The sequence below is a fragment of the Actinoplanes sp. NPDC026670 genome (assembly GCF_040638175.1).
Lineage (GTDB): Bacteria > Actinomycetota > Actinomycetes > Mycobacteriales > Micromonosporaceae > Actinoplanes.
The window spans coordinates 72262-99232 of record NZ_JBEZXU010000006.1 but is presented as its reverse complement, the minus strand read 5'-3'; the positions used below and the strand labels follow the sequence as shown (position 1 = coordinate 99232).

General features: G+C 71.2%; 20 protein-coding genes. 6 read left to right on the top strand and 14 right to left on the bottom strand.

Annotated elements, in window-relative coordinates; all coding sequences use genetic code 11:
* Window positions 1-126 precede the first annotated feature (126 nt).
* The 5 genes from AB0E94_RS08195 to AB0E94_RS08175 all read right to left on the bottom strand — a co-directional run bounded on the left by AB0E94_RS08195 (window position 127) and on the right by AB0E94_RS08175 (window position 3635).
* Window positions 127-786: a response regulator transcription factor gene (locus tag AB0E94_RS08195; protein WP_360323882.1), complete on the bottom strand. Its 660-nt coding sequence runs from the start codon at window positions 784-786 to the stop codon at window positions 127-129.
* Complete coding sequence (locus AB0E94_RS08190) at window positions 783-2282, bottom strand: histidine kinase (protein WP_360323880.1); 1500 nt, start codon at window positions 2280-2282, stop codon at window positions 783-785. Before AB0E94_RS08190 ends, AB0E94_RS08195 begins: the two co-directional genes overlap by 4 nt.
* Before the next feature lie 9 nt (window positions 2283-2291).
* Window positions 2292-2537: a hypothetical protein gene (locus AB0E94_RS08185; protein WP_360323878.1), complete on the bottom strand. Its 246-nt coding sequence runs from the start codon at window positions 2535-2537 to the stop codon at window positions 2292-2294.
* Window positions 2534-2890 carry a hypothetical protein gene (locus AB0E94_RS08180; RefSeq protein WP_360323876.1) on the bottom strand — a complete coding sequence of 119 codons (357 nt, stop codon included), beginning with the start codon at window positions 2888-2890 and terminating at the stop codon, window positions 2534-2536. Before AB0E94_RS08180 ends, AB0E94_RS08185 begins: the two co-directional genes overlap by 4 nt.
* Window positions 2891-3056: 166 nt before the next feature.
* Window positions 3057-3635: a TetR/AcrR family transcriptional regulator gene (locus tag AB0E94_RS08175; RefSeq protein WP_360323874.1), complete on the bottom strand. Its 579-nt coding sequence runs from the start codon at window positions 3633-3635 to the stop codon at window positions 3057-3059.
* A gap of 55 nt (window positions 3636-3690) precedes the next feature.
* Here AB0E94_RS08175 and AB0E94_RS08170 point away from each other — a divergent pair, with 55 nt between their 5' ends.
* Entirely contained in the window at window positions 3691-5979 is a 2289-nt protein-coding gene (locus AB0E94_RS08170) for an MMPL family transporter (RefSeq protein ID WP_360323872.1), read from the top strand.
* A 236-nt stretch (window positions 5980-6215) separates the two neighbouring features.
* Here AB0E94_RS08170 and AB0E94_RS08165 read toward each other — a convergent pair whose 3' ends face one another.
* The 8 genes from AB0E94_RS08165 to AB0E94_RS08130 form a co-directional block, all read right to left on the bottom strand.
* Window positions 6216-8192, bottom strand: coding sequence for a response regulator (locus tag AB0E94_RS08165; protein WP_360323870.1), 1977 nt, complete (start codon window positions 8190-8192; stop codon window positions 6216-6218).
* On the bottom strand, window positions 8185-8622 hold the full coding sequence (locus tag AB0E94_RS08160) for a response regulator (protein ID WP_360323868.1): 438 nt from the start codon (window positions 8620-8622) through the stop codon (window positions 8185-8187). Before AB0E94_RS08160 ends, AB0E94_RS08165 begins: the two co-directional genes overlap by 8 nt.
* On the bottom strand, window positions 8619-9968 hold the full coding sequence (locus AB0E94_RS08155) for an ATP-binding protein (RefSeq protein ID WP_360323866.1): 1350 nt from the start codon (window positions 9966-9968) through the stop codon (window positions 8619-8621). Before AB0E94_RS08155 ends, AB0E94_RS08160 begins: the two co-directional genes overlap by 4 nt.
* Before the next feature lie 92 nt (window positions 9969-10060).
* The gene (locus AB0E94_RS08150) at window positions 10061-11350 is read right to left on the bottom strand and encodes an ATP-grasp domain-containing protein (protein ID WP_360323864.1); all 1290 of its coding nucleotides are present in this window, start codon (window positions 11348-11350) and stop codon (window positions 10061-10063) included.
* Window positions 11347-14412 (bottom strand): amino acid adenylation domain-containing protein, encoded by a 3066-nt coding sequence (locus AB0E94_RS08145; protein WP_360323862.1) that lies wholly within the window; start codon window positions 14410-14412, stop codon window positions 11347-11349. Before AB0E94_RS08145 ends, AB0E94_RS08150 begins: the two co-directional genes overlap by 4 nt.
* A 133-nt stretch (window positions 14413-14545) precedes the next feature.
* Complete coding sequence (locus tag AB0E94_RS08140; protein WP_360323860.1) at window positions 14546-15103, bottom strand: dephospho-CoA kinase; 558 nt, start codon at window positions 15101-15103, stop codon at window positions 14546-14548.
* A 75-nt stretch (window positions 15104-15178) separates the two neighbouring features.
* Window positions 15179-16696 carry a hypothetical protein gene (locus AB0E94_RS08135; protein ID WP_360323858.1) on the bottom strand — a complete coding sequence of 506 codons (1518 nt, stop codon included), beginning with the start codon at window positions 16694-16696 and terminating at the stop codon, window positions 15179-15181.
* A gap of 21 nt (window positions 16697-16717) precedes the next feature.
* On the bottom strand, window positions 16718-17452 hold the full coding sequence (locus tag AB0E94_RS08130) for a class I SAM-dependent methyltransferase (RefSeq protein ID WP_360323856.1): 735 nt from the start codon (window positions 17450-17452) through the stop codon (window positions 16718-16720).
* Window positions 17453-17509: 57 nt separating this feature from the next.
* Here AB0E94_RS08130 and AB0E94_RS08125 point away from each other — a divergent pair, with 57 nt between their 5' ends.
* Window positions 17510-18016 (top strand): GNAT family N-acetyltransferase, encoded by a 507-nt coding sequence (locus AB0E94_RS08125; RefSeq protein WP_360323854.1) that lies wholly within the window; start codon window positions 17510-17512, stop codon window positions 18014-18016.
* Between the two features lie 37 nt (window positions 18017-18053).
* Here the strand turns inward: AB0E94_RS08125 and AB0E94_RS08120 are convergent, their stop codons facing one another.
* Window positions 18054-21350 (bottom strand): DUF4132 domain-containing protein, encoded by a 3297-nt coding sequence (locus AB0E94_RS08120; protein WP_360323852.1) that lies wholly within the window; start codon window positions 21348-21350, stop codon window positions 18054-18056.
* Between the two features lie 142 nt (window positions 21351-21492).
* Here AB0E94_RS08120 and AB0E94_RS08115 point away from each other — a divergent pair, with 142 nt between their 5' ends.
* The 4 genes from AB0E94_RS08115 (at window position 21493) to AB0E94_RS08100 (ending at window position 26969) form a co-directional block, all read left to right on the top strand.
* Window positions 21493-24537, top strand: a complete 3045-nt coding sequence (locus tag AB0E94_RS08115; RefSeq protein ID WP_360324158.1) for a serine/threonine-protein kinase — start codon at window positions 21493-21495, stop codon at window positions 24535-24537.
* A gap of 79 nt (window positions 24538-24616) precedes the next feature.
* Window positions 24617-25894 carry a guanitoxin biosynthesis pre-guanitoxin forming N-methyltransferase GntF gene (gntF, locus tag AB0E94_RS08110; RefSeq protein ID WP_360323850.1) on the top strand — a complete coding sequence of 426 codons (1278 nt, stop codon included), beginning with the start codon at window positions 24617-24619 and terminating at the stop codon, window positions 25892-25894.
* A 62-nt stretch (window positions 25895-25956) separates the two neighbouring features.
* Complete coding sequence (locus AB0E94_RS08105) at window positions 25957-26298, top strand: hypothetical protein (protein WP_360324156.1); 342 nt, start codon at window positions 25957-25959, stop codon at window positions 26296-26298.
* Window positions 26299-26732: 434 nt separating this feature from the next.
* The gene (locus tag AB0E94_RS08100; protein ID WP_360323848.1) at window positions 26733-26969 is read left to right on the top strand and encodes a hypothetical protein; all 237 of its coding nucleotides are present in this window, start codon (window positions 26733-26735) and stop codon (window positions 26967-26969) included.
* Window positions 26970-26971: the final 2 nt, after the last annotated feature.

Below are 26971 nucleotides of genomic sequence, written 5' to 3'. Positions count from 1 at the left end.
TCCATCGACCTGCCTCGCTGCGGCAGATCGACGAAATCGTGGCTGGGAGCGTTGAGACGGCGCTGACGTCGCGCTGAAAACGCGACGTCAGCCCGCTGATCCAGGTCAGGCTGCAGCTGGGCGGCGTCAGTTGCCGAGCAGGCCGGCGCGCTGGGCGACCATCGCCGCCTGGACCCGGTTCTCGCAGCTCAGCTTGGTGAAAAGGCGGTAGACGTGAGTCTTGACGGTGCCTTCGGAGACGAACAGCTGCTGGCCGATCTCGGCGTTGGACAACCCCTGCGCCAGCAGAATCAGCACCTCCCGCTCCCGGCCGCTCAAACCCTTGACCAGATCAAGATCCCGATCCGGTCGTACGGGTGAAGCCGGCATCCGATCCAGCACCTGACGTGTGATCCTCGGGGACAGGTACGCGTTCCCGGCCGCCGCGGCACGGATCGCGAACGCCAGTTCCTCGGCGGCCGACTCCTTCAGCAGGAACCCGGCCGCGCCGTCGGTCAGCGCCTGCGCGACGTACTCGTCCTGTCCGAACGTGGTCAGCACGACCACCCGTACCGCGGGCGCCAGGCGGCGGATCTCCCGCAACGCGGCCAGGCCGTCCATGACCGGCATCTGGATGTCCAGCAGCGCCACGTCCGGCCGGTGCCGCACGACGATGTCGACGGCGGACCGGCCGTCGGCGGCCTGGGCGACCAGCTCGATGCCGTCGACCGGCCGCAGGATCGCGTCGATCGCGGTGCGGATCAGCGAGTCGTCGTCGGCCAGTGTCACCCGCAGCGCCCCGGTCACGGCGTCTCCTCCCGCTTCTGCTTGTCCACCAGCACCCCGTCCCGGAAGCAGAACCGGTAGATCATCTCACCGGCGTCGGTGCGGAGCTGGTCGAGCAGTGCCGCCGGGTAGTCCGCACAGCCGGCGGGAGCGTCCAGGGTGTCGTCGGGCTCGGGCAGCATCGCGCGTACGTCGGGTTCCGGCTGACCGATCCGGATCGCGTCGTACGTCTCCTGGTCGACCGACACCATGGCGGTCGTCAGCCAGATGCCGGACCCGCACAGCACCAGGAACCCGGCGATGGACACGGCCGTGGTCACCAGGACGATCCGCGACCGGCGGCCCTGCCGCTCGACCAGGGACGCGAAGTCCGGCCCGGTGGCGGCGACCGCCGGCGGTGACGAGGGTTCGTCAGCGGTGTAGGCGAGGGTCGCCGCCAGCCGGAACCCGCCGTCGGGGGTGGGCCCGTGGAACAGCACACCGTTGGCGACCCGGACACGTTCGGCCAGCCCGAGCAGGCCCTGCCCGGAGGTGACCTGTTCGGTACGGCGGCCGGGCGTGTTGGTGACCGCGGCGATCAGCGCGTCCGGCTCGTACCGTAGAAGGATCTTGATGGTGCCGCCGTGAGCGTGCCGGAGCGCGTTGGTGAGGCCTTCCTGAACGACGCGGTAGGCGGCGTGCTCGGTCATGGTCGTCAGCGGTCGCGGCTCGCCCGCCCGCTCGAACTCGACATGCGCTCCGGAGGCCCGGGCCTGCTCGACCAGTTCGTCCAGGCCGGACAGTGGCCGCACCGACGACTGGGCGCCGTCCTGGCCGAGCAGGCCGAGGATCTGCCGCAACTCGGTCAGCGCCGCCGCGGACGCCTGCCGGATGAGCAGGGCCTCCTCGGTCTGCGTCATCCCGGCGTAGAGCGAGATCAGGGTCAGCCGGTTGCCCAGCGAGTCGTGCAGGTCGCGGGCGATGCGGGCGCGTTCGCGGATCTGCGCCTGCCGGGCGATCTCGGCCTGCCCGCTGTGCAGTTGCACGTTGCGGTGGTGCATCGCGGCGAGCAGGGTCCGTCGCCGGCGCACCAGCCGGGCCACGCCGGCCGGTGCGCAGGCCAGCAGGGCATACATGGACGAGACCAGCACCGCCCACTCCAGCGTCAGCGGCGTCTCCCACAGCACCGACAGCACGAAGCACACCCAGCCGGCGGCCAATCCGGCCACCACCTGCCAGACCCGGGCGGCGCGGTAGCTCAGCGACGCGCTGAGCACCACCATCGGCACGACGCCCAGCCCGCCGGCGCCGAGGCCGACCAGCGCCGCCACGACGTACGCGCCGAGCGGGTTGATCAGCCGCAGCACCATCAGCACCGGGGTGGTGAACCCGACGAGCCACGGCGCGAGCGGATAGAGGTCCGCCGCCACGGCGCCCACCGTGGCGCCCGCCGTCACCAGGATCAGCAGGCCGGCCTCGTAGACCAGGCGCCAGGCGCCGGCGGCGGCGATCCGCTCACGCCAACGAGCGATGATCACGGATTCTCCTCAGTGGCTGTCGCGGGTGATCCGCCGGACAGCGTCGTGGGCTTCGAGCAGACCCGCACCGGTCCGCTCGCGGTAGATCCTGACCGATGCCGCCCAGCCGTCGCGACCCAGAGTGTCCCTGACCTCCGCTCGCAGCGCCTCCGGGTCCGGCGCGGTCACCGCCCGGCGGCCCAGGTACTGCCCGGCGATCAGCATCACCAGGCCGGCCGCGCCGAGCACCAGCCCGGCGACCATGAGCGGGGTCACGGCTGCGCCGGGATGGTGACGGCGCTCTTCTCGGCGAGTTTGCCGTCGACGAAGCAGAAGCGCCACAGATCCGGGCCCTCGCCGGTGATCGGGCTGATGCCGTAGTAGACACACGACGCGCCGGCCGGGGCGCCGGTGCGCAGATCGCTCTCTTCGAGGTCTTTCAGCGGCGCGGGCAGGGCGGCCAGCACCTGACTCTGCGCCGTTCCCTCCTTCTGCGCGTCGAACTGGGCGCGGGTGATGCTGGCCTTGCTCAGGTCCAGGCCGGCGTCGATCCACTGGTAGGCGACCCATCCGAGACCACCGCACAGGACCACGAGAACGACCGCGATGACGATGACGACCTTGCGCATTCCGATTCCTCCGTCGTTGTGGGGAGGACTCGAAGCCTTCCGAATTCCGGCGTCCAAATCGTCAGGCCATCGTTCGAACGAGAGCACCCCGCACGTCAACGAAAGTCAGAGACCGATTCTGCGGTACGCCAGACGACGCGTTCCCTGGCCAGGGGCCGCGTGTCGGTCAGTGCACCGGTGGTTTCAGCGCGTCGAGCAGGAAGCCGAGATATCGGCGCCGCCGATCGCCGTCCACTGCGACGGCGCTGAGCGCTGCCACGATCATGGCGATCAGGTAGGGCAGGTCCTCGGGGTCCAGATCGGCACGGACGTTTCCGGCCTCCTGTGCCTTGCGCAGCAGCGGGGTGAGGGTCTCGGCGCAACCGGCGAGCAGCGCGGTGGTCTCCTCGGTGACGTTGCCCAGCGACGCGACCAGGCCTTTCTCGCGCAGAATGATCTCGTACAGCCGCTCGGCGACGTTGAGCAGCGCGTCGCGGGGGGCGTCGGTCCGGGCGAACTCGGCGATCAGCGGCTCCACCTCGGTGGTGAAGATGTCGTCGTAGGCGGCGCGGGCCAGCGACTCCCGGTTGGGGAAGTGCCGGTAGAGGGTGGCGATCCCGACGCCGGCGACCTTGGCGATGTGGTTGAGGGAGTCGCCGTCTCCGGTCGCGAAGACCTGCCGGGCGGCCGCCACGATCCGCGAGACGTTGGCGAAGGCGTCGGATCTCATCGCCGTGTGGCTCTTCTCACCGCGCTTGACGATCACGCCTAAACGATAGCATCCTCTCGTTTTGAGAGTTGACTATCACTTAGGGGTTCCCGTGTCGACGCTGCTGTACCGCATCGGAAAGAGCGCCTACGCCCATCCGTGGCGCCTGCTCACCGCCTGGCTGCTGTTGCTCGCCGCCATCGGCGGTTCGCTGGCGGCGTTCCCGATGCACCTCAAGAACGAGATCCGGATCGACGGAACACCCGCCCAGCAGGTCATCGACGACCTCGCCGATCGGCTCCCGGAAGCCTCCGGCGGCCAGGGCATCATCGCGCTGCGCGCCCCGGCCGGCGCCCACGTCGACGACCCGGCCAACCAGCGGGCCCTGCTCGCCGCGGTCGACGCGATCTACCGCAGCGAACACGTCATCGACGCGCGCACCGCAACGGCGGCAGCCGGCGACACCCTGATCGAAGCGGCCACGGCCATCGCCCAGGCCACGCCGGCCCCGGCCGCCGGCCGCCCGCTCCCGCTGATCTCCGGTGGCACCCCGGTGCCCGGCGTCCTGCTCTCCGGCGACCGCGCCGCTGCCCTGATCACCTTCCAGTTCGACAGGCAGACCTTCGAACTGCCCGCCGGCGCCATCGAGCGGATCGTCGACGCGGCGACCAGCGCGGTCAGCGGCAGCGGCCTCGGTGTCTACCCGTCGTCGGCGATGATCGAGCTGCCCGAGGTGGTCGGCGCCGGTGAGATCATCGGCGTGCTGATCGCCGCCGCGGTGCTGGTCGTGACCCTGGGCTCGGTGATCGCCGCCGGCCTGCCGCTGGTGTCCGCCTTCGCCGGGGTGGCGACCGGTGTCGGCGGCGCTCTCGCGCTCTCGCACGTGCTGCAGATCCACTCGCTCACCGTGGTGCTGGCCCTGATGATCGGGCTCGCCGTCGGCATCGACTACGCGCTGTTCATCGTCAACCGCCAGCGCCGCCTGATCCTCGACCAGGGGCTCAGCGCCCACGAGGCGACCGGCCGCGCCACCGGCACCGCCGGCAACGCCGTCCTGTTCGCCGGCGCCACCGTCGTCATCGCGCTGGCCGCCCTGACCGTCATCGGGATCGAGCTGCTGACCGTGATGGCGCTGGTCGCCGCGGCCACCGTGATCCTGGTCGTCGCCGCCTCCCTGACCCTGCTGCCCGCCCTGCTCGGCCTCGCCGGCTCCCCACGCCCCCGCCGCGGCGCGACCCGTGACCACGGCACCCACCGACTCGCCACCCGCTGGGCCGGCCTGCTGGTCCGCCGTCGTCATCTGATCGCCCCGGCCGCCGCCCTGCTCGCCCTGGCCCTGGCCGTCCCGGCCCTGCACATGCGGCTCGGACTGCCGTCCGGCGAGGCGTACGACACCGGCACACCCCAGCGCACCAGCTACGAGATCGTCGACGACAGCTTCGGCGCCGGCTACAACGGCCCACTGATCATCTCGGCCTCCGCCGACGACGGGCCCATCGACATCAGCGACCTCACCGGCCTGCACCGCGACCTCAGCAGCCTCGACGGCGTCGGCCTCGCCGGGCTCAGCGCCGACGGCGGCACCGCCGTGCTGTCGGTCGTCCCGGAGACCGGACCCAACGACGAACGCACCGCCGACCTGGTCCGTGCCATCCGCGACCACACCGGCTCCTACCAGGCCGACTGGGACCTCGCGGTCGGCGTCACCGGGTTCGCCGCCCTGGCCATCGACGTCTCCGAGCGCCTCGCCGACGTGCTGCCCGTCTACCTCGGCGTCGTCCTGCTGCTGTCGCTGCTCGTACTCCTGCTGGTCTTCCGTTCGATCCTGGTCCCGCTCAGCGCCACCGCCGGCTTCCTGCTCAGCATCGCCGCGACCTTCGGCGTCACCACAGCCGTCTTCCAGTGGGGCTGGCTGCAGAATCTGCTCGGCATGGACGCCACCACCCCGGTGCTCAGCCTGCTGCCGATCATCGTCACCGGCGTCCTCTACGGACTCGCCATGGACTACCAGGTCTTCCTGGTCTCCTCGATGCGCGAGGCCCGCGTCCACGGCCGGCACGGCAACGACGCGGTCGTCCACGGCTTCGGCCAGGCCGGCCGGGTGGTCGTCGCCGCCGCCGTGATCATGACAGCGGTCTTCGCGGGCTTCATCTTCAACGCCGACCCGATGATCAAGCAGTTCGGGCTGGCGCTCGCCGCCGGCATCCTGATCGACGCCTTCCTGATCCGGCTCACCCTGATCCCCGCGCTGATGGCCACCTTCGGTGACCGGGCCTGGAACCTGCCCGGCCCGCTCGCCCGGCTGCTCCCGGACCTGGACATCGAAGGCGACCGCCTGATCACCCACCTGGCCGGCAGCGCCACCACCAGGCAGCCGGAGCCCACGCCGGTCGCGCGATAGCCAGCCCGGCCGGGACCGCGAGCCGTCGCTCACGACTGGAATGCGTGCGGTTTTACCGTGGTGGGCGACGGCCGGGACCGTGAGCCGTCGCTCACGACTGGAATGCGTGCGGTTTTACCGTGGTGGGCGACGGCTGGGACCGTGAGCCGTCGCTGGGCGCGGGAATGCGGGCGGAATTACCGGGGTGAGCGACGGCTGGCGGGGCGAGCGGCCTGTTCCGGGTGCCGGCGGGACGGTCAATGGTGCGGGTGGGGAGTTGTGGCGCGTACCGAATCGTGGTTCAAGGTGGTTTTGATCTGGTTCAGCAGGGCTGCGGCGGTGAACGGCTTGTTGAGGATGGGCACGCCCTCCGGGAGGCGGCGATCACTGTCGGCGGTGTAGCCCGACATGAAGACGATGCGCATCGACGGGCAGGCCCGGAGCGACGTCTGGATGAACTCCAGGACCGGCATGCCCGGCATGATGACGTCCGACAGCAGGAGATCGAACCCGGCCGGGTCGTCGTGCACGTGCCGCAGCGCCTCGTCGCGAGTGGCGGCGTCGACGACCTGGTAACCGCCTCGGGTCAGCACCCGGCGGGTGATGGCGCGGATGTCGTCGTCGTCCTCGACGACCAGAATGCGTTCGCCCAGCCCGCGGGCTGCTTCACCGGCGGTGGGCAGCGGCTCGGTGGCCGGTGGCGGCTGGTCGGCGGCCGGCAGGAAGACGGTGATCCGGGTGCCCGCGCCGGGCGCCGAGTCGACGGCGATTGCACCCGCCGCCTCGTGCACGGCGCCGTAGACGGTCGCCAGGCCCAGGCCGCTGCCCTGACCGGTGGCGCGGGTGGTGAAGAACGGCTCGAACGCCCGCCGCTGGACCTCCTCGTCCATGCCGCAGCCCGTGTCGGCGACGGTGAGACTGACGAAACGCTGCGATGCGGGCCGGGCGCCCAGCGCCGTGGCCGGGACCTGGCCGGTCTGTCGCGTCCGGATGACGAGGCTTCCGCCTTCCGGCATCGCGGCCCGTGCGTTCACCACCAGGTTCATGATGATCTGTTCCAGTCGGCTGGGATCGATGGTGACGTGGTCGAGGTCCGGTTCGATGTCGATGACGAACTCGATGTCCTCGCCGATGGTGCGGCGCAGCAGTCGTTCGATCTGGCTGACCACGTGGTTGAGGTCCACCACCTCGGGGTGCGAGGGTTGCAGGCGGCTGAAGATGAGCAGCTGGCGGGTCAGTGCGGCGGCGCGGCGGGCGGCGTCGTCGATGTTCTCCAGGTCGGGGCGGCACGGGTGGTCGGGTCCGAGCTCGTCGAGCACGAAACCGGTGTAGCCGCTGATCACGCCGAGGATGTTGTTGAAGTCGTGGGCGACCCCGCCGGCCAGCTGGCCCAGGGAGTCGAGGCGTTCCGCCTGGTGGAGCTGGCGTTCCAGTTCGCGGCGACGGTCCGCGGCCTCGACCTCGGCGGTGATGTCGCGCAGGATGCCCTCGACGGCGATCGGCACGTCACCGTCGTACACCGCGACGAGACGCTGTTCGGCGCAGGCACGGGTGCCGTCGGTGCGGGGCCAGTGCAGGACGAGCGGGGTCTCCGGCGGTGACTGCCACGATCGCCGCATGACGTCGCGGTCCTCGGGGTCGGTGGTGTCGAAGAGCAGTTCGGGACGCTCGTACAACTCGTCGGGGGTCAGGCCGGTGATCGAGGCCACGGCCGGGCTGATGTATTCGAGTTCCGGAGTCCGGCCGGGACGAAACCGGAACAGCACGTCCTGAAGGTTCTCCGCCACCAGCCGGAACCGTTCCTCACTGGTGGCCAGCGCCGCCTCGGCCCGCCGCCGTTTGTGACGATCCCGGGCGTCGCGGAGTTCGCGCTGCACGGCCGGCGCGAGGCGGGCGAGTTTGTCCTTGAGCACGAAGTCGGCGGCCCCGGCGCGCATCAGGGCGGTGGCGGACTCCTCGCCGATCTGGCCGGACACGACGATGAACGGCACGTCCATTCCGGTTTCGCGCAGCAGCCGCAACGCGGACTCGGCGTCGAACATCGGCATCCGGTTGTCGGAGATCACGATGTCGGGGGAGCGGCGCTGCAACGCGGCCCGCATCCCCTCGGCGGTCTCGACCTGCTCGTAGTCGAGCCGCAGGCCGGACCGGCGCAGCCGGTTGACCACCAGGACGGCGTCGTCCTCGCTGTCCTCGATGAGCAGCAGCCGGATCTGGTCCGGCTCCTCAGTCATGATGTCGTCCGACCGGCCGGTTCACCAGCAGCCAGTACATGCCGAGCACCCGCACCGCTTCCAGGAACTCGTCGAACGCCACCGGTTTGCGGACGAAACTGTTGGCGCCGAGGTCGTAGGTGTTCACGATGTCGCGTTCCTCGGTGGACGTGGTGAGCACGACGACGGGCAGATACCTGGTCCGCGGGTCGTCGCGGATGTGCCGCAGCACCTCCAGACCGGTGACCTTCGGCATGTTGAGGTCCAGCAGCACGAGCGCCGGCAGCGCGTCGGGTTGCCCGTCGGCGGGGAACAGGTACCGGATCGCCTCCTCCCCGTCGCTGGCGATGTCCACGGTGTTGGTGATGTTGTTCTTCTTCAGCGCCCGCAGGGTGAGCGCCACGTCGTCGGGGCTGTCGTCGACGAGCAGGATCCTGCCGTGGATGTTCATTGCGTTCCCTTCGCCCGGCTCATCAGGTTGAAGTAGAACGTCGCGCCCCGGTCCACCTCGGCCTCGGCGAAGATGTGACCGCCGTGGCGGCGCACGATGCGGGCCACGGTCGCGAGCCCGATGCCGGTGCCCTCGAAGTCGGAGGTCGTGTGCAGCCGCTGGAACGCGTCGAAGAGCTTGCCGGCGTAGGCCATGTCGAAACCGACGCCGTTGTCGCGTACGAAGAAGCAGGTCTCGCCGGACCGGACGGTGCGGCCGACCTCGATGGTGGCCGTGTCGCGTGTGGCGGTGAACTTCCAGGCGTTGGCCAGCAGATTCTGCAGGGCGAGCCGGAACAGGTGCGGGTCGGCCTCGACGGTGAGCCCGTCGGGCACGATCAGCTCGACGATGCGGTCCGGATCCGTTCCCCGCAGGTCCCCGATCACCTCCTGGCACATCGCCGAGATGTCCACGGCAGCGCGGTCCAGGTCGGCCCGGGTGGCCCGGGACAGATTGAGCAGGGCGTCGATCATCCGGCCCATCCGGCCGACGTTGCGCTGCAGCCGGTTCAGGTAGTCCTTGCCGACGTCGTCGAGGACGTCACCGTAGTCCTCCAGCAGGGCGTCGCTGAATCCGTGCAGCGACCGCAGCGGCGCACGCAGATCGTGCGAGACCGAGTAGGCGAACGCGTCGAGCTCCTTGGTCGAGGCCTCCAGCTCGGCGGTACGCTGCGCCACCCGCGTCTCGAGGCTGCTGTTGAGACGCCGGACCTCGTCCTCGGCCCGTTTACGTTCGGTGATGTCGGTGGAGATGCCACACACGGCGTAGGGTTTGCCGACGCTGTTCAGGACCGGGAACTTCACCGACATGTACGTGTGCACACCGTCGACGCTGTCGGCGGTCTCCTCGTACTGAACGGTTCTGCCGGCCTCGGCGACCCTCAGGTCGTTGGCACGCAACTGCTCGGCGAGTCCGGGCGGGAAGACGCCACGATCGTCGAGTTCCACGACACGGTCACGGGTGACCCCGAACAACCGCTCCCATTCCCGGTTCACGAGCAGGTACCGGCCGTTGTCGACCCGCTTCATGTAGATGATCGACTCGGTGTTGTCGATCAGCTTCTGCAGCTGATTGTGGCTGGCCGTCGCCTCCTTCTGCGCCTCGGCACGGGCCCGGCCGGCCCGCGCGACGACGTTCAGGCAGTAGACGCCGAACCCGCCGAGCAGCCCGAGGTTGACGCCGGCCAGCGCCATGGTCGTCCGGTCGGTGTGCTTGCGGATCAGCAGGCTGCCCAGCACCGAACTGGCCGCGACGGCAGCCGACAGGACGAGGCGGACATCGACCGTGACCGGCCGGGACAGTGCCATGGCGCCGGCTCTTGCGACCGCAGCAGTCATCGCCATGGCGGCCCCCGATGCGCCCGAGCTTGGTCAGGGCATGACGCTAACACCGTGTGCAATCACATCGGGTGGCTTTCGTCAGGGTCGGACCGATGCTCGTACTCGATGTGCAGCATGCTCCCGGCAAGATCCACGAGACGCCGGACACCGCGATGGTCAGGTGCCGAACCGTGCACGATGCCGACATACGCCAGCGTGCCGTGCCGCCAGTCCAGAGCCGTGCCCGGCTGTGCCAGCACCTCCACCGACTGGATTCCCGGCACCTCACCGAGCCGGTCGACACCGTCGAGACGGCGTAACGCCACCGCGTCCATGGGCGGGGTGAGGAAGTACTGGAACGCGTGCCGCCGGTAGACGGCCCGCGGTGGCTCGTAGGGCCGGCCCAGCGCCACCGTCAGCGCGGCCCGCACCAGGTCGAATCCCCGTGCGCGCCGGACCAGGTCGGCGACGTACCCGCCGAGGCGGCCGTTGATCTCGATGATCCGCGGCCCGTCCGGGGTGAGCTTGACCTCGGTGTGGGTGACGCCGTGGCGTACGCCCAGGGCCGTGAGAGCCGCCGTCGTCAGCGCCAGGACCTGCGCCCGCCAGGCCTCGCTCAACGTCCCCGGGACGACATACCCGGTCTCGCGCAGCGGCGCCGCCAGGGGGAACTTTCCGGTGACCTCGATGTGCCGGATCTCGCCGTTCGAAGTGATCGACTCGACGGAGACGTAGTCGGCCCAGCCTGCTCCGGCGGCTGCGGGATCGCCGTGGAGCATCTGCTCGACGACGAACTCGGCCGGGGCGCCGCCGGACGCCGGATCGGTGAAGGCACGCAACCGGCGATGCGCTTCGTCGATGTCGTGCACCGTGCAGGTCCGTGCGCTCGCCGACCCGCTGCGCGGTTTCAGGACGGCCGGGAGACCGGCGGCGTCCAGGGCCGGACCGAGCTCGCCCGGGTCGCGCACGAGCCGGCACGGAGTGTGCTGCACACCGGCTTCGGCGAGCACCCGCCGCTGGGTGTACTTGTCGGTCAGCGCCGCCGCGGTGGGAACACTGAGGAAGGGCAGGCCACGACGCTCGGCCAGGGCGGCGGTCCGGTTCAACCGGCTCTCGCTGAACGTCACGATGCCGGTGAGTCCGGCACACTCGGGCCGGTTCAGGATCTCCTCGTCGGACGCCCCGGTGATGTCGCAGACCGGCGCCAGCGCACGCAGATCGTCGTAGTGGCGCCGCACGTGCGGCAACGCCCGGTCACAGAGGAAGACGACCTCGGCCAGGTTCCGGGCGGAGGCGAGGATGCCCATCGGGCTGGCCGACCCGAAGTCGAACACCACGGCCAGCCGCGGCAGCACCCCCGGAGAAGTCATGGGGTCGCCGATTGTGAGCCGGCGACCGGGGCGGGGAAGAAGCCGGAGCGCTGGAAGAACCGTACGTAATGGCCGAGAAGCCGGGTGTCGACCGGGGGCATCGTGATGCCGGATCCGGCCAGCGCGCGCCGGGCGTTGTCCCGGCCGAAGCGGGGGAACACGCCGGCGAAGTACATCTCCTTGACCACGAGGCCGCTGTGCGGGCTGCGGTCGACCCAGAGCGGGACGAACGGTGTGAACGGGTGCCGCGGATCGCCGGCCACGAACGCGACCACCCGGGTCACCCACTCGCGCAACGGCAGCTCCTCGACCGGGTAGCCGTGCTCGCGCAGCACCTGTGTCATGTCCCGCAGTGTCGCCGGGCGCGGATTCGTCAGGTGGTAGGTGTGCGTCCGGGCGGTCCGGTGCAGCGCGATGTGGACGATCTGTGCCGCCAGCACGTCGACCGGCACGAGGTCGAGGGGGATGTCGGCGTCCGGTGCGATCCCGGTGTCGACGATCAGACGCAACAGCGCGCAGGTGGCGTTCTCCAGGTTCCACGTGCCCTGCGTCAGATCGCCGGAGATCTCGTACGGCCGGTGGACGGCCACCGGCAGCCCGGCGCCGGCCGCCTCGGCCAGCACCTTCTCGGCCATCCATTTCGTCTCGGTGTAGCCCATGAACAGGTGCTCCGGGTGGTCCAGCGGGGTGTCCTCGGTGACCTCGCGTATCCCGGCGGCCCCGGACCCGGCGAGCACCGCGAGTGTGGAGACGAAGTGCACCGGTGTCCGCCGGTGCGTCGCGAGCCGCACGATCTCCCGGGTGCCGCCGACCGTGACCGGGGCCAGGCGGGCGTACGGATAGGTGAAGTTGACGTAGGCGCCGGCGTGCAGGATCAGGTCGGTTCCGGCGGCCAGTTCGGCGAATCGTGCCTCGGTGAGCCCGAGCCGCGGCCGGCTGAGGTCGCCGGTCAACGCCCGGACCCGGTCCGGGGGCAGGTCGCCGAGCCGGTATTGCCGCTGCCCGATCTCGAGACGGTGCCGCGCGTGCTGCGGGTCGTCGGCGCGGACCAGGCAGGACACCTCCGCGTCGGTTTCGGTCAGCAGCCGGCGCAGCAGGTAGCCGCCGAGGAATCCGGTGCCACCGGTGAGCAGCACGCGCCGGATCGTGGCGGGCGCCACCGCCCTGGCGGGCGACCGTGGCCGGATCACCGCGGCGGACCGGCCGATCGTCCGCAGATCGGCCTCCATCGCGGCGCTGTCCTCGTCGTGCAGGCCGGCCCGTGCCTGCTGCACCGCGGCGATCGAGCCGGCCAGGGTCGGGTCGGCCAGCAGCCGCGCGGTCAGGAACCGGCTCTGGCCCGGGTCGACACCGAACATCGTCTGCAGCCGGACGAACAGACGCGCCGCGAGCAGGGAGTTGCCGCCCAGGTCGAAGAAGCTGTCGTCGAGCCCGACCTCGTCGGGCGCCACGTCGAGGACCTCCGCCCACAGCCGGGCCATCCCGACCTCGATCGGCGTCCCGGGCGGGTGCGCCGGTGCGGTGCCGTGGACCGGGCCGGCCGCGGTGGTGGTCAGGAGGGCCGCCCGGTCGATCTTGCCGGTGCCGGCCAGCGGCAGGCGATCGAGCGCCACGATCCGGGCCGGGATCATGTGGCGCGGCAGCCGGTCGGCGAGCGCGGCCCGGACCGCGGCCACCGTGACGCCGGGATGGGCCGGCTGGAAGAAGGCGACGATCGTGCGGGTGTCCGCGTCGTCGCCGGTGGCGACGACGGCCGCTTCCGCGACCCCGTCCGAGCCGGCCAGCACCGTCTCGATCTCGTCCAGCTCGACCCGGAAGCCGCGAACCTTCAGCATCCGGTCCCGGCGGCCGAGGAAGTCGATCTCACCGCCGGGCAGCCAACGGGCCCGATCGCCGGTACGGAACAGCCGCGCGCCCGGACGGCCGGAGAAACGGTCCGGCACGAACCGGACGGCGGTCAGCTCCGGATCGTTGACGTAGCCCAGGGCGACACCGTCACCGCCGACCCACAGTTCGCCCTCGGCACCGACCGGCACCGGATCGCCGTCGTCGGCGAGGATGTGACAGGTGGAGCCGGACACCGGCCGCCCGATCGGAATCCGGGTCGTCCGGTCCGGCACGTCGACGATGTGGTGGGTGGTGGAGAAGGTGGTGTTCTCGGTCGGCCCGTACCCGTTGAGGAACCGCCCGGGTGGTCCCGCGGCCAGCACCGAGCGCACGTGGGCGGGCACCAGGACGTCGCCGCCCGCGATCAGGCAGCGCAGCCCGGCGAACATGCCGGGACGGGTCCGGGCGCACTCGTGGAACACCCCGGCGGTCAGCCACACCACCGTGACGGCGTGCGTGGTGAACGCTTCCTCCAGCCGAACCGGGTCCAGCAGGGTCGCCTGATCGACGATGATCAGGCGGGCGCCGTTCAGCAGCGCGCCCCAGATCTCGAAGACCGAGGCGTCGAACGCGGGGTGGCCGGTGTGCGTGACCCGGTCGGCAGCGGTGACCTGCAGATAGTCGGCGCCGATCACCAGGCGGGCGATCGCCCGGTGCGGCACCGCGACCGCCTTCGGCACACCCGTCGAGCCGGAGGTGAACATGATGTAGGCCGGATCCAGGCCGGTCGCGACGCCGGGCGGGAGCGGGTCCACGTGCCGGTGGTCGGTGGCCGTCACTCCGGCGCAGCCCGCCAGGACGCCGGCGGTGTCCGGCAGCCTGACCACGTGCCGGATGCCGATCTCGTCCATCAGGGTCTGCAACCGCGCCACCGGATCCGACGGATCCAGCGGGACATAGACCGCGCCCGCCTTCAGGATGGCGAGCATCCCGGCCGGGGCCTCCAGACACCTGTCGCCCAGCAGTCCCACCGGGTCGCCGGGCCGTACCCCGATCTCGAGCAGGCGGGCGGCCAGGCCGTCGGACCAGCGGTCGAGTTCGGCGTAGGTGATGTGCCGGTCACCCTCGACGACCGCCGCCGCGCCGGGCGCCGCCGCGACCCGGGCCGCGAACAGGTCCGGGATCGTCGACCTGCCCGGAAGGCCGGCTGGGTGACCCGACCGATCAGCATCCACGAGAACCTCCGGCCACCAGCGATGTCGCCGCACCAGCGTCGCGGCCGACGAGATCGGCCGCTCTCACCCATCGTGTCTGCCGCACTTCGATCCGTGAAGGCAAGTACCTCGATCGCTTGACGTCCCAGCCGGGTCACTCCCCGTTCTCGATGATCAGGTCCGCGTTCTCGCGGACCTCCTCGGCCGCGTAGAACGCGTCCTCGTGCCGGGCCCATCGGGCCCAATGCGGGGCATAGGTCTGCCCATCCCGATCCAGCGCCCGCCGCCTGCGGATCACCGTGGGGCTGTCAACCCAGATCAACCCACTGGTGTACGGGCGGAGCGCGCGCCCACCCGCACCGACTCCCTCGACGACCAGCCAGCCGGCGTCCGGCACCGGATGCTCCTCGGCGTACGCGCCGGCCGCCCAGTCCCAGCGCCGCCACACCGCGGGGCGTCCCTCGGCCAGCGGCGTCAGCACCCAGTCCCGTAGCGCGGCGACGCCCTGGTCCAGGCCGTCCCATCCGGCGTACAGGTCGTCCATGTGGATCAGCGGCGCGCCGAGCCGGGCCGCCACCGCCCGTGCCAGAGTCGTCTTGCCGGCCCCGGACCGGCCCTCCACCGCCAGCACCCGCCGGCTTCCGGCCCGAGCCGGCCGGCCCACCGCCCACGCCACCACCCGGGCGGCGGCCTCGTCGAGCACCTCGCTCATCCGATCAGCGACACTCGCTCGGCGATGGTCACGAGGGCCCTCCAACGTCGGCCGGATCCGCGGTATGCCCGCGGGTCAGAAGTCCAGGTGCTGGTATTCGACGCCGTCCAGCCAGCCGGTCAGCTCCGCCACCTCGTCGCCGGTCATGCCGTGGGCGACCCATTCCTCCTGGTCGTCGAGCCGGAGGAAGCCCTTCGCGGCGAAGGCGCGCCGCAGGTAGTCGGTGAAGGCCAGGCCGTGCTCCTCCTCCCGGACGACCGGATCCGCGCCGGCGTGCGGCAGCCAGACCGAGTACGGGCCGCCGCCGCTGATGTTGGCCTTGTGCAGGTAGTCGGCGGCGATGACGACGGCCAGTGGCCCGGCGAGTTCCGGATGCAGGTCCGCCGACTCGTCCACCCAGTCCTCGACCTCGGACCACGCCGTGTCGAGGTCGATGACCTCCAGCGGGTCGGCGACGGCGAGATGTTCGGGCACATCGGGCGGGAACGGGCCGTCCCAGGTGCCGCGGGGCACGAGGTCGATCGTTCCGACGATGCGCCAGAAGGCGGCCAGCGCCGGCGGCACCGCCGATCCGGTGATCTGTTCCAGTTCGCGCAGCCGGTCCTCGATGTCCGCGTCGGGGCCGGGCAGTGCCTGCTCGAGACCGACCGGCCAGCCGCGGGCGATGAGAGCCGCGGTGAGGTTGGCGGCGTTCTGCCGGACCCGGTCCATGGTCAGGGCGGCCACCTGTTCGGCTTCCGCGCGCCACACGTCGTCGAGGTGGGCGACGGCGCCGAGGTCGCGCCACACTCCTCGATGGTCCCCGTCGAGATAGCGTGCGACGAGCTCACCCGGTCGCAGCTCCCGGCCGGCAGGTGTCGCCGTCTGCGCTGCCCGCAGGGCCCGGGCAGCGTCGAGCGCCGGGCCGGTGACGGCCGGATCGGCATGCGTGAGCACTTCGCGGGCCACCCAGCCCAGGTCTTCGTGATCACGGAGCTGCACGCACAGATCAAGCCACCGGTGGTCCTGCGACACCAGATCGCGCAGTCCCTCCGCGTGCCACTCAGGGCCGGATGCGGAGAAGGATCGCGGTGTCAGAAAGCTGAGCGCCTCGCTCGCAGCCGCCAGGCCGGCCGTGGTCGCCAGACGTTCGCCGGAGAACAGATGGCCGAGGTTGTCCCACGCCGTTCCGTCGTCGGTGAACATGACCTTCACCGCCATGAACCGGCCCAGGTGGTCGTGGTCATGGATCCCGTGCCGCAGGGCGTCGCGAGCCTCGGCGGTTCCGATCCCGAAAAGCGCGTGGGCGGCGGCGACCGTGACCGGCTGGACGAGACACCGCTCCCACAGCTCGATCAGGGCCGGAACGGCCGGCTCATACCGCAGCCGCCCGAGCTCGCGGATCTGGTCGGTCACCGCCCGCCAGTCATCGACAGCACGGATGGCGGCGATGCTCTTGTCCTGGTAGGCCTTCACCTCGTGTGCGGTGAGGTTGTTCCACTGCTCGATGTCGAGACGAGTCCGGCTGCCGAGATCCGGCCAGCGCGCGAGGGCTCCGAGAAGTGACTCCAGCACACGCGCGCCACTGATCTGATCTTCGCCCGGGTCGCTCACGCGCACAGTATGCCAAGTGATCTAGCGCAGCTTGAGAGCAGCGCAGTAGAGGGGATCTCCTGGCCGGCCGCCGTCGACTTCCTCGAAACGCCATGGCGATGCCGCGACCACGTCGTCGAACTCGGCGACACTGGCGAGCCAGTAGTCGAACCAGTCGGTCACCGTCTCGTCGTGGCGGACGCGGACACGTAGTTGTCCGCCCGGCCGGTTCGCCCGGATGTTCCGCAGGTGGTACCCGGTGTGATCCGGGTTCTCAGTCTGGTACGGATCGATGTTGGATCCGAGAATCACCGTCTCCGGATGAGCTGCCGCCGCCATCGCGGCCAGCCGTCGCGAAGCGGCCTCCGGCGAACCGAGCAGCGCCAGGTTGCCGCCCAGCAGCAGCAACGTGTCGAACACTCCGGTCGGTAGATGGTCGATGTCACCGACGTCGGCAGCCAGCCCGCGCTCCCGGCAGACAGTCACCGCACCGAGGGACGGGTCGATGCCCTGTACCTCCGCTCCTCGGTCACGCAACGCGGCCATGTGACGGCCTGCTCCACAACCGATGTCGAGAATGCGCCCGGCGGCCCGGCCGAGGAACGCGACCTCCCGGTCCGGCCAGAACTCCGGTCCCTGGAAGTAACGCGCGGCGTCCCCGTGGCCGGTGAACCCGTCGTCACGTTCGATCACCTCCGCGGCAACGCCTGGACCGGCCTGCCCGGCCCAGCACTGCTTGAGAAGGTCTCCGAACGCGTCTCCGACCACGAGGCTCATGAGATCGAGTGATATCAGACGACAGGCGCTGGGCGGAGATCGGGCAGACTCGGTGAGATGCGGATCAGGGCTGGTACGACGGACGATGTCGGCGCGGTGCTCCGGCTGATGGACGGTGCGGTGGCATGGCTGGTGGCCCGGGGGATCGCCGGACAGTGGGGCACCGAGCCGATGTCCGGCGATCCGGGGCGGATCGCCCGGTTCACCGCGATGGCCGAGCAGGGCGAGTTGCACGTCGCGATGGTCGCCGGCCAGGTGGCCGGTGTGCTCGGGGTGGGTTCCGCGATGGATTACGTCCCGGCGGTGGCCGAGCCCGAGTTGTACGTGCGGCTGCTGGTCACCGACCGGGCACATGAGGGCGCCGGAATCGGAGCGCGGCTGCTGGACCACGCTCGCGGGATCGCGCGGGAGCGTGGCGCAGGCTTGCTGCGGGTCGACTGTTATGCCGGGGCGGATGGCGCGCTCGTCAGGTACTACGAACAGCAGGGATTCACCGCCACCGAGACGTTCCGGGTCGGAGAATGGCCGGGGCAGTTGCTGGTCGAGCGACTCGAACACCGTTGACGCCGTCGACACGCGCTGAGGCCCCGGCCCGTGCTCGTCAGCGCATCGTTCCGCCGTGTACGAGATAGTGCAGGTCGCACAGCAGTTCCGAGAGGATCACCGGATCCAGGGCCGCGAAGTTCGGGGCACCGGAGAGGCGCGCGTCCCGGAAGGTCTGCACCGGGTCCTCGGCCGGGAACTGGACGCTGATCCCCGGGTCGAGGGGAAAGGTCAGCCCGCCCCGGCCCGGCAGGTGGCACTCGAGGGTGTCCTGGATGCCCGCGTCCATCGGCGTGCTCCGCTCCCACCATCCGCGCCGCTCCAGTTTCAGCAGCCGGTCGACCGCGACGTTCGCCCCGACGAATTCGGTCAGTCGCTGCTGGGCGGCCTGTTCCGCGGTCAACCGTCGCACCGGCCGCTGGAGCTGCAGGAACGGCTGGAGAATCTCGTAGTCGACGAACAACCGCGTCCAGGTGGGCAGGTCGGCCTCGATGTGCAGCGGGTGCGCGACACCGACCGAGGCATCGCCGGCCAGCACGAACTCCTTGTCGTCGACGTCTGCCGGGCTGCCGTCCTCGGCCACCCGGAACGCGGTGCCCACCGTCCCCTCCGCGGTGAACGTCGCCCACACCAGGCGCGACACCACGTGCCGCATCAGCGGGTGCTCGACGAGCAGCCGCCGGAACTCGTCGGCGGTCCACCGCCGCTGGACCACCATCGCCGTCTCCAGCCGGTGGATCAGGTCCGCGGCCACCGTACGGACGTCCTTCTTCAGCCCGGCATACCTCTTGTGGGCCGCCGTGGCGAGCGCCTCGTCGTCCTGGGCCCCGGGCTTGGGCAGGTCCTTGCGCCGCATGCCGTCGTCGTCCACGACGTAGGGCTTGAGTTGCTCGTCGAAGCCCACCACGAAGCGGCGCGGTCCGTAGTCGAGGGTGAGCCGGCCCCGGGCGTCCAGCCCGAAGTCGGGGACCAGCCGGTCAGCCAGCTGTTCGGCGGTGAGGCCCAGTTCCCCGGCGACGACGTCGATCCGCTCCTGCGCGGCATGTCTCAGCCCGGCGAACTTCACCTTCTGCGCGATGCCGTGCAGGTGCATGAGCGCCACCTCGGTGCCGATCTCCCGGAGCACGTCGAGCCCGGTCACGGCACGAGCGTGACCGCCTTCGCCGGGCCAGGCGCGGATGACCGGCGCGAGCCGGCGGACCGTGTCGTCGTCACCGGTCAGCGCCAGAGCCTCCAGAGCCCAGCTCTGCTTCGGCGGGCGTCCGGCCGATTCCCAGCTCTGGAACAGCGACCAGCCGAACTCGGCCAGCGAGGCCCGGTCGAGGGTCTCCCGCACGATCGCGACGCCCGGATACGGGGTGCCGATGCGGGACAACGCCAGCATGGTGCACAGGTGCCGGACGGCCGCCGCCGGCAACGCATGGCGGCGGCCGTGCAGCAGGATCGGGGCGAGTGCGGCGGTGTCATCGGCCCACGCCGGCAGGTCAGGCATCCGCTTCGGCAGGATCTCGGCCGGGTCGATCGACAGCAGCGCGTCCACGGCGGTGGCGGCGGCCGGCCCGTAGGCGACCGCGGCATCGCGGACGACGTCCTCGTGACCCGCCGCCGCCACGGTCCGCAGCGCCTGCTCCGCGGCCCGGCGTGCCGGACCGGCCGGACCGGCCGCGGCGGGCACCAGTTCGCGGGCTGCCGACTCCGGGTGCTGGCGCAGCCAGGACACCGCGATCCGCCGCACCGATTTGCCGCCGCCGAGCCACGTGGCCATCAGGGTCGCGACGTCGAGGCCTTCGGCGGGCAGCAGCAGGGGACCGTAGACGTCCGCCCCGCCCGTGCGGCGGGCGTTGTGCACCAGCACCGGCAGCGCCTCCACATCGAACCTGGCGAGCAGGCGGGGCAGGGTCCGGGGGGACCAGAAATCCGTCGGCCGCCAGTCCGCCAGAAACTCGTCCGTCATCGAACGCGGCGCATCGGTGAAGAACCTCTCCACGTCCACCGGATGCTGCGGGCGTCCGTCGCGCAGGTTCGCCGCCGTCCGCTCCCAGTGTTCCGGGCCGCTCAGTGGCGCTTCCTGCGCGAACTGCGCCAGTTGCGCCGCACGCTCACCGGGAAGCCAGCACACCCGGGTCAGGTCCGGCGGGGTGAGGCCGTCGACGACGATCGGCTTGTCCACCGTGCGTGCCCGGGTCCACGGCGGCGTCGCCAGCAACGGGTGCAGCGACTCGGCCGGTGCGGGCGGCAGCGTGGTCAGCGACGCGAGGATCGGCTCGATCTGCCGGCGGGACGCTTCCGGCAGCATGGGCAGCGCCGCTCGTACTATCTCCGGGCTCGCGGTGACGCGCCGGTGCAGCAGCTCGGTGACGCGCCGGTGGCTGCCCGGGGTATCGGCTGCGAGCCCGAGCAGGCGCAGTGCCCGCACCGGGAACCGTTCCGCGGCCTCCATCAGCGCGGGTTCCGTCAGGTCGTCGTCGACGTGGCGCAGCAGCGCCTCGAACGCCTCGTCGGTGGGAATCAGCGTGAGGCCGTTGAACACCGCACGCCGCTGCTCGGAAGAGCCGTTCTTACCGGCCAGATCGAGCAGGCGCGCCCCCACGATCGGCCCGATCACATCGAGGGCCGTGGCCAGCAGGCCGAGCGCCGGCGCCAGGTCGAAGTCGCGGACGCGGTGGCTGATCCGCTCCCACTCCTGCGGGGTGGACACCACGAACGCGGCCAGCGAGTCGTCGCGCAGCTCGGCTGGACAGTCCGCACCGAGCCACCCGGGTTCGGTGGGGAGCAGGAACGCCGCGAGCATGTGCTGCTTCGTGGACCGGTAGGGCTCGATCGCCTGCCGGGCCTGCTCGTATGCCGCGTCGTCGGCGAAGGCGAGGCGGGCCCGCACACGCTCCGCCGCCAGCCGCCACGGGGCGCCCAGCCAGTACGAGATGCGCTCGTTGCGGCCGAGGTGGCCGCCATATCCGTTCTGCAGGCCGCTCAGCTCCAGGACGGCCCGTGCGGCGAAGTCCAGTCCGTGTGCCGCGGCCCATCCGTCGGCGACCGCCGCCTTGACATGCCGATGGGCGAAGACGTCCCAGGAGGCCCACGCGGCCGCCGCCGCGCCGAGTGGGGTGATCCGGCTCCCGTCGAGGAACGCCACCGCGGCGGCCACCAGATCCGGTTCGCTGCTCCGGTCGGCCAGCACCCGCTCACGATGATCGCGTGTCTCGGCCAGGATGTCGTCGGCCTTGGCCGCCGCACCGTTCAGGGAGGGCGGACGACCAGCCGGCCGTCCGCCGCGCCGCGGCCGGATCCGGCGCACCCACGCGTCGGGAAGGACGAACGTGTCCTCGTCCGGAAGCTCGACCTCGAAACTGCGCACCCTGTGTCTCCCCAACTTGATGGACGATGGGCGGCACAGTATCGATGGGCTACGACAAAACCGAGTCGGCAGCTCCGGCATGCTCTATATTCGGCCCGAAGATCCGCAACGGCCGAGTTCGATGGGTGGCAGCGCAGTGACCATGACGCCGCTGCGGCCCGGTGACCCCGATCGGCTCGGGCAGTACGAGTTGCTGGGCCGGCTCGGCGCCGGCGGTATGGGCACCGTCTTCCTCGGCGCCGGCCCGGACGGGCAGCGGGCGGCGGTCAAGGCCATCCGCCCCGAGTGGTCGGCCGACCCCGCCTTCCTGGCGCGTTTCCGCAGCGAGGTGAAACGGGCGCGGGAGGTTCCGCCGTTCTGCACGGCCGCGGTCCTGGACGCCGACGTCGAACACGATCCGCCCTATCTGGTCGTCGAGTTCGTCGACGGGCCCAGCCTGGCCGGCGTCGTCGGAGAGCGAGGACCTCTCAACCCCTCCGAGGTGTACGGCGTAGCCGTCGGCGTCGCAACCGCACTCGTCGCCATCCACGGCGCCGGAGTCGTGCACCGCGACCTGAAACCGGCGAACGTCCTGCTCGCCGTCGGCCTGCCGAAGGTGATCGACTTCGGGATCGCCCGCGGGGCCGAGCTCAGCGCCGAGCTGACCGGTCCTGATCAGGTGATGGGTACGATCGGCTACGTCGCCCCGGAGAGCCTGGGCGGCTCCGGGAAGGCCGGTCCGGCCGCCGACGTCTTCGCCTGGGGTGTGCTGATCGGCTACGCGGCGACCGGCCGCACCCCGTTCCGCGGTGACTCCCCGATGGCGACGATCGGCCGGATGCTCACCCAGCCGCCCGACCTGAGCGGCATTCCCGGCTCGCTGCGTGACCTGGTCGCCACCACCCTGGAGAAGGATCCGGCGGGCCGGCCCACCGCCCGCGAGCTGCTCGACTCGCTGCTCAGCATGGGCACCGCCGACGTGTCCTCGAACGTCACCCCCGAGCTGCGGGAGGCCGCCCTCGCCGCCCGCGCCCGCTCCCGGCTGCGCCGATGGCCGCGACGGGTGCTGACCGCGGCTGTGGTAGCCGTGCTGCTGGGCACCGCCGGGTTCGCCGCCGTGCAGGCCCGCGCCGACGCCGACCGTGCCTCTGACCAGGCGAAACAGCAGCAACGTGAGCTCGTGCAGCAGGATCTGCTGGCTCGCTCGGCGGCCGCGCTGACCGCGGATCCGGGGCTGGCGTCGCGGCTGGCGGTCAGCGCCTACGGGATGGACCGGTCGGCGCGCAGCGGCGCCGCGGTGATGGCGGCCCTGGCCACCGGGTACGCGGGGGAGCTGACCACGGGCTCGCCGGTGGTCAGTGCCGCGTTCCGGCCGGACGGCAAGGTGATCGCGGTGGGCGGGGAGAGCACGGCCGAGTTGTGGGCGGCCTCCGCCCGTACCGCCGCGTTGCCCTCCGGGTTGGGAAACGTGAACGAACTGGCCTTCAGCTCGGACGGCCGCATCCTGGCCGTCGCCGCCGACCGGCTCACCCTGTGGAACGTCGCCGATCCGGCCGACCCACGCCTGCTCACCACCCGGGACCTCGGGCCGGCCGTCACCGACGTGCGGTTCAGCGCCGACGGGCGGCTGTTCACCGTCGCGGGCCGGGCCACCCTCTGGGACATCCGCGACCGGGCCCGGCCACGCGCGCTCTGGAACAGCACCGCCACCGTGATGAGCGCCGGCGGCGCCCTGTTCGCCGGCACCGGCGCCGACGGGCGGCTGACGCTCTGGCGTGCCTCCGGGGCCCGGATCGTCACCGGCGTCTCGACCGGCGTCCCGGTCGCTGTCAGTGCGGACGGCCGGCTCCTGGCGGTACAGGACGGCGAGAAGGCGATCCACTTCTACGACCTGACCGACCCGGCCGACCCACAACGCCGCGGCACCATCACGGTCTCCGGCGACCGGTTGTCAACGACCGAATTCGATCATTCTGGTACGGCCATCGCGCTCGGTCGTATCGACGGCACTGTCGAGGTGTGGAACGTCGCCGACCCGGACTCCCCGGTGCAGACGAAGGTGATGACCCGGACCGGCGGGTGGATCACCTCGATCGACTTCAGCCCCGACGGCGCCCGGATCCTGACGCCCGGGCCGCGCCTGACCAGGTCGGCGATGCTGTGGCAGATCGACGGGTTCACGCCGCGGCGCCGGGCCACCCTCAAGGGCGCCACCGTGATCCCGGCACGGACCGTCTCGGTGTCGGCGGAGGACGTGGTCGCCGCCGGATCAGCCGAGCACCTCGACTACTGGGACGTCATCGACGCCGGAAACCCGCGGCCGGCCGGTACCGCGAAACTCGCGCCGGCGGCCGGCGCGCCATTGGTGAGCAGCACCTACGCGGTCCACGGCACGACCTTCTACTACACCAGTGGCAGCCTCTACTCGCTGACCGGCGGCGTCCCGCGCAACGTCTTCCCGGACCTCGACGCGGGCGCCGTCCTCGACCTCGACCCGGTCCGTGGGCTGATCGCGGTCCTGGCCGGCGGCCCGCAGGAACAGATCCGCATCCACCGGCTGGCCGGCGACCAGCCACCACCGCTGGTCGCCACCATCCCGGCCACGAACGTGTTCACCGCCCGGTTCGGCCTGGCCGGCGGCACCCTAGCCGTCGCCGGCAGCGCCGGCCAGCAGAGCGGCAGCAGCAACGTCACCGTCTGGGACCTCGTCGACCCGGCCGCGCCGACGAGGACCGGGACGTTCGAGGTGAGCAGCGTCGGGCCGGCGGCGCTCGTCGCCGGACCCGCGTTCACCGTCACCGTCGGCCAGGATCTGACCGTGTGGAACAACCGGGACGGCAACGACCGTTCGGTCCGGACCGCCCGGCGCGCCGACTTCGGCCGGCCCGACTCGCTCGCCCTGTCCGCCGACGGGTCGCTGCTCGCGGTCACCTCAGGCGGCTCCACCGAGATCTGGAGCGTCGGCTTCGCCAGCGATCCGGTGCTGCTGGCGGTGCTGGGCGGGCGGACGACCGGGTCGGCGTTCAGCTCCCGGCAGCCGCTTCTGGTCACCGCTGATCCGGCCGGGGTGGCGCTCTGGGACCTGGTCCCGATCCGGGCGGTGCTGCGCGACCCGCTGCCCGCGGCCTGCGCGCAGACCAGCGGCCTCACGGCGGCGGAGTGGGCGGCGTACGCACCGGGCCTGAACTTCGAACGCCCCTGCTCCTGACCCGTGCTGTCGGCAACACGACGTACGAGCCGGCCGCCGTCCGCTGTCTTCACCATGACCCTTCCGTTCAGGAGGAGTGATGGGGACAGCGCATCGTCCGGTGTCGGCGCCCGCCGCCTGGGCCGTCAGTCTGGCCGCCACCGCGGCGTCCACCTACGCGTTGGACGCCTGCGCGGCCGCCGCCGGCGCCGGCCTGGTCGCCACCGGGCTGCTCGCCGACCTCGACCATCGATCGGTGGTGGCGTTCCTGCTGGCGAGCTATACGGTCTGGGTGTTCGGGCTGCGAGCCAACCTGCGAGCGAACGGCAGCCTGCTGGCGGCGACCGGCACCAGCACCAACGTGCTGTCGAAACTGGCGTACGACCTCACCCGCCGCCGGTTCGGCGACGGCCGCGCCGCCCGGCTGGCCGCCGCCGTGGCCTACACCGGCACCGAGGTCGCCAAGGAGGTGCCGTACTACGTGGCCGCGTTCGGCGCCGCCGCCGCGACCGACGCGATCACCACCGACGAGGCGCTGGTCTTCCTCGGCGGCGCCAACCTCGGCGCCGCGTTCTACGAGGTCGCGCTCGCCCGCCTCACCCGGGCCGTCCTCGCCCGCAACCGTGGTCACGCGTCGTTCGACATCGACTGGGTGCCGTCCGAATACCTCAACGACTACTACCGCACCGTCGAACCGGACGAACTCGCCACCATCGCGTTCCTCGTCGACGCGATGCGCCACGCCCAACCCGGTCAGCCGATCCTGTACGTCGGGACCGGTCCGACCCTCCACCATGTCTTCGCGTGCGCCGGGACGGCATCCGAGATCCATCTGGGCGACTACCTGCCGGAGAACCTGGCCGAGATCCGGCGATGGATCGAGCGCGCGCCAGGCGCCCACGACTGGCGGCCGTTCGTCCGATACACCCTGCAATGCGAGGGCAACCCCCATCCGTCCGACGACCAGGTGACCGCACGGGAAGACCTGACCAGAGCAAAGATCACCGATTTGGTACGGCTGGACGCCCGCAAACGCAACCCGGTGCACCGGAGCTACCCGACGGTGGTCAGCGCCTACTGTGCGGAATCGGCGACCGGCGACCGCGCCACCTGGGAACTGCTCATGCGCAACATCACCGGCCTGGTCGAGCCGGGCGGCCTGTTCCTCACCGCGGCGCTGCGCCGGTGCCGTGGCTACACGGTCGGTGGCAAGACCTTCCCCGGCGCCGACATCGACGAACACGACCTCCGAGCGGCTCTGCGCCCCGGCTTCGAACCACTGCACGAGAAGATCGAGGTGGTCCCGACCGCCCAGCATGACTCGCACGGCTACCACGGCATCCTGCTCTGCCGGGCACGCCGCGATCTTGGCGGGTGATCGGCTCCGGTTACGGTGGTGGACCATACAGAGGAGGAACATCGGTGGTCGACGGTTGCACGGTGACGGTGTGCCGGGATTGTTGTTGCGGCAGCCGGACCAAACATCCGGGAGTCGACCACGACGCCCAGCTCGACGGCCTACGGGCGGCGCTGGAGCCTGTTCACCGGGTGCGGACCAGCCTGTGTCTTGATGTGTGCTCGCAGTCCAACGTGATGGTGGTGCAGCCCGGTTCGGCGGCCCGGCGTGGGGGAGCACGGCCGGTGTGGTTCGGGCTGGTCCTCGACGATGCGGTGGTCAGCGATCTGGTGGCCTGGATCAGGTCCGGCGGGCCGGGCGTGGCCGCGCTGCCCGCGGTGCTGGAGCTGTCCGTGATCACCCCACCGGTCCTGACCGACCGCTGAGGTCTCCATCCACCCAGGCGCTCGCCACCCGGTGTCTCGAACGCCGCCCGTAGCCATCACCGCAGCGGTGATGCAAGCACACGTTGGCGTTGGGTGTGCCCGGGTCATCGTCCCGGCGTGGATGGTCGCTCACGCTCGGCCGTGCGTGCGCTTCTGTCTCTGCCCCGGCAATGACCGGAGCACACGATCGGCCAACGTGTGCGCTGGTAAACGTTGCCATCCCAACCCACACCACCCGCAGCTGCCCGAAACCGCCAGCCGTCGCCCAGCTCGGTAAAGTCGCCCGTATTCCGGTGCTCAGCGACGGCTGGCGGTTTCGGTCCGGACCGCGCCGGCAGAACTCGGCCGCGACTGCTCTACGGTTCTCGACCGAGCGGGCGGAGCCCGGTGGTGACCTTCAGTCGTAGGGGCGTGCCGACAACGGCAGTCCCGTGGTGGGGAAGGTCGTCGACTTGCAGGCCATCGGCACGGAACGCTACGGGATCGGCATCCCGAACAACCGCCCGCAGCTGTGCCGCGCGATCAACGAGGCGCTCGACGACTTCCTGCAGGACTCGTGGGAGGCAACGTTCAAGGACTTCCTCGGCCCGGCCGGCGTCAACCCGGCCAACAAGAACCCGAAGAAGACGTCGGCCTGCGAAGAACCCGGGCCGGCCTTCACCAAACGCTGACC

What these genes read in the sequence shown, in the direction of transcription:
- AB0E94_RS08180 (WP_360323876.1), bottom strand. Translation starts at nt 2,890, where the DNA reads ATGCGCAAGGTCGTCATCGTCATCGCGGTCGTTCTCGTGGTCCTGTGC.
- AB0E94_RS08165 (WP_360323870.1), bottom strand. Translation starts at nt 8,192, where the DNA reads ATGACTGAGGAGCCGGACCAGATCCGGCTGCTGCTCATCGAGGACAGC.
- AB0E94_RS08160 (WP_360323868.1), bottom strand. Translation starts at nt 8,622, where the DNA reads ATGAACATCCACGGCAGGATCCTGCTCGTCGACGACAGCCCCGACGAC.
- AB0E94_RS08155 (WP_360323866.1), bottom strand. Translation starts at nt 9,968, where the DNA reads ATGGCACTGTCCCGGCCGGTCACGGTCGATGTCCGCCTCGTCCTGTCG.
- AB0E94_RS08150 (WP_360323864.1), bottom strand. Translation starts at nt 11,350, where the DNA reads ATGACTTCTCCGGGGGTGCTGCCGCGGCTGGCCGTGGTGTTCGACTTC.
- AB0E94_RS08140 (WP_360323860.1), bottom strand. Translation starts at nt 15,103, where the DNA reads ATGAGCGAGGTGCTCGACGAGGCCGCCGCCCGGGTGGTGGCGTGGGCG.
- AB0E94_RS08130 (WP_360323856.1), bottom strand. Translation starts at nt 17,452, where the DNA reads ATGAGCCTCGTGGTCGGAGACGCGTTCGGAGACCTTCTCAAGCAGTGC.
- AB0E94_RS08125 (WP_360323854.1), top strand. Translation starts at nt 17,510, where the DNA reads ATGCGGATCAGGGCTGGTACGACGGACGATGTCGGCGCGGTGCTCCGG.
- AB0E94_RS08115 (WP_360324158.1), top strand. Translation starts at nt 21,493, where the DNA reads ATGACGCCGCTGCGGCCCGGTGACCCCGATCGGCTCGGGCAGTACGAG.
- gntF (WP_360323850.1), top strand. Translation starts at nt 24,617, where the DNA reads ATGGGGACAGCGCATCGTCCGGTGTCGGCGCCCGCCGCCTGGGCCGTC.